Origin of the sequence: Frateuria defendens (assembly GCF_001182895.1) — a bacterium.
GTDB lineage: Bacteria > Pseudomonadota > Gammaproteobacteria > Xanthomonadales > Rhodanobacteraceae > Frateuria_B > Frateuria_B defendens.
On the sequence record NZ_LFQR01000097.1, the window covers coordinates 1 to 8281 of the forward strand.

Here is an 8281-nt window from a genome sequence, read left to right on the forward strand (position 1 = left end):
AGATCAGAGCATCCTTAGCGGTCTCTCCAAACGCCGATGGACCTTGCGCTAGCATGCTGGAGAGGCGAGTACGGTAGGAAGCTACATATCGCGTAACTTTAACTTCGTGGGGAAGCGCTGCTGCTTCGCCGCTCTTGAGCTCGCGGATGCCTTGCAATAGGAGTGGCCTCTGGGCGCCAGGTTGAGCGTTCGCAACGGCGCTCCACTCGTGGCCATTCCACATCCAAGCCGGTACACGTAGGCGATTCTCGCCTTCTTTGACCGGAGGTACGCGAAACACCCGCGCCCCTCCACCGACATCATCGAACGCCTTGGAATACTCTCCGTTAGGATCAAGCACAATAAAGCGAGCGTTTGGAGCATCTACGTCATCGACCCTCGCATGGGCCGCGGCGTCCAATGACCAGCGAATGAGGCCTGCTACCGAACAGGACTTGCCGCTACCGGTGTTCCCTAAGACAGCAAGGTGGCGGCCAAACATTTTATTCGGATCCACCAAGACTGGAGTGTCGTTCGCCATAGGCGAAGTTCCAATCCTGACTCGTCGGTTGCAGTCGTTAGCGCCCGCAATCGCAGCCACTTGCTCCGCAGTCGGCATCAGTACCTGGTCACCGACGGATGGAAAGGCAAGCACGCCTCGCATGAGCTCGTGTATGAGCTTCCCGGTGGATCTATCGGTGGAAGACCTGAGCGTTCCGACCGGTGTGACCGCCATCCGTCTTGCGGGGTACGGTAGGTCAATGAGATCCAGATCTCGCTGGCCATATTTGCGTGGTGGCATTGACCGCTCGGTGCCGACCCATGTGACAAAGCCGACCGTCGCCCCTGCTTCATTCGGGATGAGAACGTAGCCGTTCAGTCGGGGAAATGAGGCCGGACTCCCCGCGTTGAAGGCGGTCGACAGAGGAGCCTCCGGTCCAAGGCGAACGCGTACATCATCCGGAGCAACTGCCTCAACGTTGCCGACGACTAGGCCAGCAATCATCTCGATCGGTGAGGTCATAGCAGATCCTCAAGGCCAAAATCATCTTCAATGCCTCCGTCTTCGGCTGCACTTCCAGGTCCGTTCTCTTTGGAATAGCTACGATGCCTCAGAAGCTCCGCCATGCGTCCGCTGATCATGTCCAACGCGGGCTTTGGCAGGTAGCGGCTAACAAGGTTAGAGAGGTCGGCAAAATGCTTGCCCAATAGCAACGAGATTTGTGCGCTACGCGCTGCTTGGTTAAGGAATTTTTCCAGACGATCTTCGGGTTCGTAGACGATGATTACCAAGTGAGTGGATGGGATGGCGAGCATGTCCAGAAGGACACGGTTGATGTGATCGTCTCCGAAGCCATAGCCATAGGTCACAACCACTGAATTCGGGCGACACGTGGCTGCAGCCATATCCCTGAACAGCTCTGCATACGGGTATTCTGTGGTTTCAACGTCCTTGACCGCGTTTGGGTAGATCATCACGGTGTCGAGCGGCTCAGCAGGAACGAGCGGGCTATCAGGTGGAGCCCCGAAAGGAATTCCCCGACGGACCAGTTGTTTGGGCCGATGGGTAAGCTGCCAATCGAGGGAGCCGTGCAACTTAGTCAACCGCAGCACACCCTCCATGAAACGCGGCTCGCCCCGGATACCGGGAGGGTTGTAGTGAAAATCCACGTCCATTCGGGAAGCCCGGAACGCGGGCTCAAGCACACCCACAAAGCGGTCAATGACACGCAGGCCCGCCAGGTCACATCCTCTTTCGATCAACCGGTCATAGTTGGTGGTAAAGACATGAAGACGTTCCCGCGATGCTGCGCGACTGGCGAAACTCAAGAGGAAAGCTTGAAGTGCGGAAAGTGCCTTTGACCAGTTGTCGTCATTCGCCGCCTCGATATCCGCTTCCATCTTGAGAAGGGACGTCAGAAACGTTGACATACGCGCCTGAAGTGCATCGCGTAACTCGCCATGTCGCTCATCCTTGAGCAGCCTCAGGCCGTCAAGAATGGCGAAGGCCACACGGAACTGATCCTCTATGTTCGGCTTCCCGCGCCCCATGGCCATCGCGCTACGAGTGGCTTCCGCCTCGATCTCAGCATCGATCGATGTCTTCAACGGATCAAAGTCCATGCCAGTCGATTTGACGTCGGCCAGATAGCTGATCGCGTTGGCGAAGCCGCTTCCGATAAGCAGGTTGAGATGCTCCGCCTGAAAGACAGCGGATAGCCACGGCTCGATGTGCCGACGGGCGGCTGATGCAAGGGTCTCAAGCTCTGGTCCATCGTTGGGCAGATCCGCCCACCAGCCTTCATTGGCGCCGACGCGATATCCATGTGCTTCCATGTATCCCCCTGAATAGGCTCAACTTGTGAGATTCCGCTCTGCGAAGCTTGAGGCTGACTGCACTCTAGCGCGGCTTGCTTGAATAGGTCTCGGCGAATGCCTCCAGAGCATTGAGAAGCTGGCTCACAGCAGCATCCCCCCTTTCCGTCCCTCCAAGGAGCGCGTTTATACGAAGTATGCGGCGTTGAAGTGGGGATCGATCGTTGGTCGGCTGACCAATATAGGATTCAAGACGCACCCGTAGATATGTGCATATTTTTTGCACATTTGTACTCACCAGCAGCATCTGGCCGCGCTCGATCCTCGATATTTGAGATCGGTCGACGTTTAGCTGCTTTTCTAGGTCTACGCGCGTCATCCCCCGGCGTTCTCGTGCCAGTCTTAGGCTGATACCAAGAGCCTCCGCGTCTGCTCGTGAATTGAATCTTGTCGTCATATGTGCATAATATTTGCACACCTTTGCGATGATTTCGACTTATGGCCGTCTACATAGATTCCGAGGGAATCCGATGGCGCAATCGGCTGTGGTGCCATCTCGTCGCCGATTCACTGGGTGAACTCCATGAGTTTGCTCGGCGCCTTGGACTTAAGCGTCAATGGTTCCAGGCTCATGGAGCCTATCCGCATTACGACGTCACGATGGCTGTTCGCGAAAAGGCGCTTCGTCTTGGCGCCGTGGACGCTGATCGCTTTACCATTGTTGACCGAAGCAGGGGTCTACGACGCGAGCTTCTCGCCCAAGGTACCTTGTGGCCCGAACGCACCTCCAGGAGGAAGTTGTTCCATGACACCAGCTAAGCGAAGGGATGCTGCTCTCTCTCTACCCGAGTACTCGCTCAAATCCAGCGCTACAAATCAGTTGGATAAGGATCCGGGAGAGCTCGATTACCTGAGGTTCGGATTCTTTGGTGAAGTCGGCGGGCTGTTGTCCTCGGTCAAGCGCAGTGTTCGGGACCAACTCAGTGAGTCTCAAAGTCAGCTAGCGTCGGAGGAACTTGGAGACGCGCTGTGGTACCTGTTCGGTGTCGCCAAAGCGCTTCAAGTAAGCCCCGATGATCTTGGCGTGGAATGCATTCGCGAGCTGCGCAAGCGTGCTCAAGACAAAGACACGACGCCTAAGCTTCCCATCACGTTCCGTCATGTCGACGGAGTTATGGATTCACATCGAGGCGAGTGGGACATCGTTCGCTCATCTCAACTGGGTGTTCTTGCCAATGGCGCCGGCGTCTTGGCTTCGACGGCGCGAGAGCAGCTCAAAATGATGAGCCATCCTACGGCAAGTCAGCATCTTGGAAAGATATTGGCTGAGTGGTCGCTGGTCTGCCACGCCTTTGATCTTAAGGTTGAAGACGTTGCCAACGAGAACTTGGCCAAGATCGCCAATCGTTGGCCTAGCGAACCGGTATTTCTACCGTTTTTCGACCCCAGTGAACGTTATCCTGAGTACGAACAGTTTCCTCGTGAGTTCAGCATTGAATTCATAGAGCGCGCCGATGGCGGGCGATCCTATGTCGCGCAGCGGCTACATGGCGTCAACATTGGTGACCGTCTCACAGACAACAGCAATGAGCCGGATGATTATCGTTTCCACGACATCTTCCATCTCGCTTATGTCGCTTTCTTAGGGTGGTCTCCGGTACTTCGCGGTCTCCTAAAGCTGAAACGAAAGTCTCGGCCGAAGATCGATGAGAACGAGGACGGCGCTCGCGCAATGATCATCGAGGAAGGCATTGCCACCTGGATCTTTAATCATGCCAAGCAGCGCGATCACTATGAGAATGTCACGCAAGGCAAATTGGACTATGGCCTTCTCAAGCAGATCAAAAGCATGGTGGAGGGATATGAGGTCGAAGCTTGCCCTCTGTGGCAATGGGAAATGGCCATCCTCAAAGGCTTTGAGGTATTTCGTATGCTAAAGGCCAACCGCGGTGGTCGTGTAACCGTCAACATGAACAACCACACCCTTACGTACGAAAAGCTTCCCTAGCACATGAATCCCGCCTCTTTTGTCCGCGCCTTAGCAGCTTTGCGTCAGCACAACGTATTCAACCCATACGCGGATGTGTGCCCAGTCCATGACTTGTGCGATGCCGCCGCCTTTAGACGGCGGAATTTGCGCTCCTATCTCGCTGCGGCGAAATCCATTGGCGTTGATACCATTTGGATGGGTCGAGATTTGGGCTATCGGGGGGGGCGTAGAACCGGACTCGCGCTAACCGATGAGTTTCATCTGACCGAGATGCGCAAGCTCTATCCTGGCTGTGAATCACGACAGGCAACTAAGGGTCCGGCAGTTGCTGAAAGAACTGCAGCTGAGATCTGGGCAATCCTTCGAGGCCTCGAAGTTCCACCGCTACTCTGGAACGTCTTCCCCCTACATCCCCATGAACCTGGAAACCCATTTACCAACCGACGATTTAGCAGCGTAGAGCTTCGCGAGGTCGAAGACCTCAATGCGGCACTGATCTCTTGGCTAGATGTCAGGCGTATCGTTGCGATAGGCCAAGACGCAGCTCACTACGCGAGCCGCTTTGATGTCAAGGTCACGACGGTCAGGCATCCAAGCTACGGCGGCGTGAAGGATTTCCGAGATGGCATGCGCCGCGTCTACGCTCTCCCTGCGCACCAAGTGGCGAAGCCACAGCAAGCTCTTCTAGCCTATTGACCGCGAACTAGGGGAGAGTACTGAGAAAGGTAGTTGTGGCACCGGCACCGCCCCAACTGTCGACATCGAGCACGGCCAATGTGCTAATACTGGTGAGCGGGCCGATATCCAAGCCCGCTTCGGTAGCTACGAATCTCTGTAGCTGACTAAGGCCAATCAAATTTCCTAAGGCACGCTGGGCGTAGTAGTGGGCACGGTATACAGCGGTCAACGTGACCTGGCCTTTATGGAGTTTGAAGCTAAGGTGGCTGAGACACGGGATATTGCGACGAGGCTTCGCTGCAGGATCTGCAACCGGAAGTTCACACCACGGACCATCGCCGCCGTTTTCAAGCAAATCTTCCGGTTCGAGTACGCCAAGCTCGTAGACAGCTTGATAGCCTTGCCCGTTCTTCGCATCGATAAACTTCTGAACAATCCGATCAAGCGGATTGAAGTTTTTTCCATTCCTACGATCAAAGCGTTCCATCATGCGCCATGCATAAGTGCCCCAGCTATTTTTCTTCTTTCCGCGCTTGATAGCCGTCAAATACCGATCGTAGAAGCCAGGTCGGCCAAATCGCTTGTACAGGTGATTGGGAAACAACGTGCCTGCGACGGTGTCGAGCGACATATCACTAGTGTGCGCCCTAAGCTGGGCATCAACTGCTCTCCATATCTGCAAGTCGTCGTCCCCCATGCGCGTGGGCGATGCGATCTCCAGAACGACATTCAATGCTGTTCGGCCCTGGCTTTTGTCTAGCCTCCTAACCGCTTCGAGCCAAACAGGGATGATACGGTCACCGGGTATAAGCTCAGCCATGCTCTAGACCCCAAAAGCGCATTGCGCATGTTCTTGAACGTAGTCTTCGGACAACCATGCGCTGCCATTCTGGCCCCACGCTTGGCCCCAGCTATTGCGGATCAGAAAGAATGCCCGCCCTTCCTCCCAACCTAGTCCCACCACGGCCACCGCATGGCCTGACTCGGGAACGATGGGCGCACCATCACGAATCCTGTCACCATCAGGCTCGTAGAAGGCCTGAGTCAGCATGAGCCCGAGCCCAACCACTGAGCCTTCCCGTAACCGCTGAACTATGTCGTTCTTATGCACGGAGAATGCGTGTGCAGGGCTGCCAAAAAGAGGGATGCCCGAGGGTAGGGGCGGTAAGGGAAGCGAGGGCTCCGTCTGCTGGTATGGGTAGTCCGCTTCAAGCGCGATCCGATCTGCCGCACGCAATGCCGCGGAAAGTTGCAGCCCTTCATTTGGAGCCCACGATGGAGAGTGAGCTGCAGCGCTTCGATATAGATACTCTGGACTTAGAGCACCACCCTGTGAATGACGGTATTCCACCTCGCATAGCGCGAACGCCAAGCAGGTCGGCCGCCTGCCTTGGTCTCGCGCAATCAGAGCTGACTGTGGAAGTGTCAGTTCAATCGTGATCATGCTGCAGGAGAACCTTCCTGCAGAAGGCGGCGGCGCGAACCTGCGCTAAGTCCTTCCCCAGCCTCTTCAAAACCCACCGATGTCCGAAAGTGTGCTTCGTCGTCTGCCTTCGACTCCCATGGACGCTTTTCCGTAAATCTCAAAGGCAAAATCCGCCCTGCGAATTTACTCCGGTCTGCCTGGCCTGTCAGAAGGTGATCAGCCTCAGCATGGGCGCTGCTCAACAGTTCTGCCGTAGCGCGACGGGCAGGTGCATCTAATGGCCGTATTCGGAAACCTTCACTTTGCGCTTCATCCAGCGACCATAGGTAGCCGGATGGCGCATGATTTGGGAGGCGGATGACGATCTGATCGCGAACTGATGGCTCTAGAATCAGCTCGCGATCGCGTTCATCGAGCAACCAGACGTCGTTGCGCGCCTCGAAGTCGCCACGGCCTAGCAGTGAGCGCTTGATCTCAGCGGGCTCGATGCGCGTCATTCGATCGGCGTCATCAGTGGCCCATAACTTTAAACGCGCCAAGCTCCACGCTATGGCGGCGTAACTCACGCCTATACGAAGAGAGAGCTGATAGAGATTCAACGGATCCCGCAACGTGGCGATGGACCAGCCCTTTCGACGCATTGTCTGAGCCAAAATGCTGCGGGACGTCAGCAAGCAGTAGGCAAACCAATCGGCTTCGCGTTCCTGTAGGGCCGCATCTTTGCCATATTGGATATGCTCGTCAGCCGTCGACTCGTGCCCCAGAAAATAGTGGCCAAGCTCGTGCGCACAAGTAAGGTGGATCAAGCCCGTGGGACGCTCGGAGTTGACCATGATGCCCGGCGTTGACTCGCGTACGAATGCGCCCAATAGCTTTTCAAAGGGACGACGCATGACCATGACGCCCTGCACCGCGGCGATCCAGAGTGGATCGATGCGTGTGTAGCCATCCTCGCGGATACGGCGCTCAGCACCTGTATCCCGTAGGACTTCTACAGCAACTTGCGCAGCTCTCGTCTTGAAATCGAGCATTCCCTTACTCGCTTCTGGCTATTTGGGGGACTTCTTCAGGAATTCGGCGAACCGCGCAACTTCTTGAACATCGCTTTCAGATAACCCTTTAACCGCTCGCGCCAGGAAAGCGAATTGCTTCGGCTCCGTATCTTCTGGTTCGCGTCCGGACAATAGGTACTCGACGCTCACTCGGTAGAGCCTGGCCAACCTGTCGAGTTCCGTGGCCTCGATCTTTCTGCCGCCGGACTCCATAAGTGTCACGGATGGCCTGGAAAGCTGTAGAGCTACCGCAACTTCGTCCTGAGAAAGGCCCAAGTATTCGCGCGCACCACGCAAGCGCTCAGCCAGCTCCTGGCGCGGCGTTCTTTTTTCGGCGCTCATGCTTGGCTTTCCTCGACCACTTTAAGGATTTGGTCGCGCAGCTTGGTAACGAATTCCTCTTTGTCCTTGTAACCACCGCGCTGGATGACCGCTTCCACCGGAATTTTCCGTTTAAATAAGGTGTCGACCTCAAGCAAAACAGCAACGGCCGTAATCGAATCTAACGCAGCGCCAAGCTGGTCCGTGCTTGTCGGAGCATCACTGATCGGAATTTCATTGCCATCCCAGAAGTCGCTGAGGATCCGTTCGAGCTCGGCCTTATGCTCGTTCATGTAGCGCCTCGTTACCGTCATGGTAAGAAAATCGTACCATGACGAAATGCTAATCGCAATTGAGTCCCCGACTCCTCGGCCTCGCATCGACTGCCGGTGATCTTGCCCCTGCTTCACGGACACCCGCCTAAGCGACATGGGATAGCTCGAACTGTTCCGGGCTGAGATAGCCCAAGGTCGAGTGGAGCCGGATTCGATTGTAGTCAACCTCGATGTACTCGAACAC

At 55.8% G+C, this 8281-nt stretch carries 12 protein-coding genes; 3 read left to right on the top strand and 9 right to left on the bottom strand.

Annotation, left to right across the window (positions count from 1 at the left end):
- The 3 genes from ACH65_RS19115 to ACH65_RS21200 all read right to left on the bottom strand — a co-directional run.
- The coding region (locus tag ACH65_RS19115; protein WP_153242597.1) for a helicase HerA domain-containing protein at window positions 1-1003 on the bottom strand (1003 nt) is incomplete at its 3' end.
- Window positions 1000-2316 (bottom strand): SIR2 family protein, encoded by a 1317-nt coding sequence (locus ACH65_RS19120; RefSeq protein WP_082190313.1) that lies wholly within the window; start codon window positions 2314-2316, stop codon window positions 1000-1002. The genes ACH65_RS19120 and ACH65_RS19115, both read right to left, overlap by 4 nt.
- 64 nt (window positions 2317-2380) lie before the next feature.
- On the bottom strand, window positions 2381-2752 hold the full coding sequence (locus ACH65_RS21200; RefSeq protein WP_082190314.1) for a helix-turn-helix domain-containing protein: 372 nt from the start codon (window positions 2750-2752) through the stop codon (window positions 2381-2383).
- Window positions 2753-2793: 41 nt separating this feature from the next.
- On the opposite strand from ACH65_RS21200, the gene ACH65_RS19130 reads away from it, so the two are divergent.
- The 3 genes from ACH65_RS19130 to ACH65_RS19140 all read left to right on the top strand — a co-directional run bounded on the left by ACH65_RS19130 (window position 2794) and on the right by ACH65_RS19140 (window position 4981).
- Window positions 2794-3114: a DUF4031 domain-containing protein gene (locus ACH65_RS19130; RefSeq protein WP_082190315.1), complete on the top strand. Its 321-nt coding sequence runs from the start codon at window positions 2794-2796 to the stop codon at window positions 3112-3114.
- Between the two features lie 463 nt (window positions 3115-3577).
- Window positions 3578-4303 carry a hypothetical protein gene (locus ACH65_RS20835; protein WP_237561514.1) on the top strand — a complete coding sequence of 242 codons (726 nt, stop codon included), beginning with the start codon at window positions 3578-3580 and terminating at the stop codon, window positions 4301-4303.
- A 3-nt stretch (window positions 4304-4306) separates the two neighbouring features.
- Entirely contained in the window at window positions 4307-4981 is a 675-nt protein-coding gene (locus ACH65_RS19140) for a uracil-DNA glycosylase (RefSeq protein WP_082190317.1), read from the top strand.
- A 7-nt stretch (window positions 4982-4988) separates the two neighbouring features.
- Here the strand turns inward: ACH65_RS19140 and ACH65_RS19915 are convergent, their stop codons facing one another.
- The 6 genes from ACH65_RS19915 to ACH65_RS18600 form a co-directional block, all read right to left on the bottom strand.
- On the bottom strand, window positions 4989-5696 hold the full coding sequence (locus ACH65_RS19915; RefSeq protein ID WP_153242598.1) for a thymidylate synthase family protein: 708 nt from the start codon (window positions 5694-5696) through the stop codon (window positions 4989-4991).
- A 90-nt stretch (window positions 5697-5786) separates the two neighbouring features.
- A complete protein-coding gene (locus tag ACH65_RS21205) occupies window positions 5787-6407 on the bottom strand; it encodes a C1 family peptidase (protein WP_082190318.1) in 621 nt (206 codons plus the stop codon).
- The gene (locus ACH65_RS19150; RefSeq protein ID WP_082190319.1) at window positions 6404-7420 is read right to left on the bottom strand and encodes an ImmA/IrrE family metallo-endopeptidase; all 1017 of its coding nucleotides are present in this window, start codon (window positions 7418-7420) and stop codon (window positions 6404-6406) included. Before ACH65_RS19150 ends, ACH65_RS21205 begins: the two co-directional genes overlap by 4 nt.
- A gap of 18 nt (window positions 7421-7438) precedes the next feature.
- The gene (locus ACH65_RS19155; RefSeq protein ID WP_082190320.1) at window positions 7439-7783 is read right to left on the bottom strand and encodes a helix-turn-helix domain-containing protein; all 345 of its coding nucleotides are present in this window, start codon (window positions 7781-7783) and stop codon (window positions 7439-7441) included.
- Complete coding sequence (locus ACH65_RS13220) at window positions 7780-8055, bottom strand: hypothetical protein (protein WP_049623077.1); 276 nt, start codon at window positions 8053-8055, stop codon at window positions 7780-7782. The genes ACH65_RS19155 and ACH65_RS13220 overlap by 4 nt, the downstream gene beginning before the upstream one ends.
- A gap of 127 nt (window positions 8056-8182) precedes the next feature.
- A partial coding sequence (locus ACH65_RS18600) for an IS3 family transposase (RefSeq protein ID WP_153242599.1) occupies window positions 8183-8281 on the bottom strand: 99 nt, incomplete at its 5' end.